This window comes from Chitinophaga sp. GbtcB8, assembly GCF_019091455.1.
Classification (GTDB): Bacteria; Bacteroidota; Bacteroidia; order Chitinophagales; family Chitinophagaceae; genus Chitinophaga.
In genome coordinates, this window is sequence record NZ_JAGXJN010000499.1 from 1 (window position 1) to 231 (window position 231).

1 protein-coding gene is annotated in these 231 nt (G+C 72.7%); it reads left to right on the forward strand.

What is annotated here, in order from left to right; genetic code table 11:
• Positions 1-12: 12 nt before the first annotated feature.
• Positions 13-231: excalibur calcium-binding domain-containing protein (locus KVT36_RS33360; protein ID WP_368670065.1), on the forward strand; the 219-nt coding region annotated here is incomplete at its 3' end.

Sequence of the window (231 nt, forward strand, 5' to 3'; positions counted from 1 at the left end):
GAGCGCGACGCGATGCATCGGGTGCCCGAAACATGCCCAACTGAGCTGGCCCCCAGCTCTGGCTTCGCCGCACCCGCGCCGCAGCCAGTTCCAGCACCCGCCCCGGCGCCTGCGCCGGTCCCCGAGGAGCCGGCACCCGCCTCGCCTTCGAACACGTTCTACGCGAACTGCGACGCAGTGCGAGCCGCGGGCGCTTCCCCCCTGTACGCGGGATCACCCGGATACAGCCGG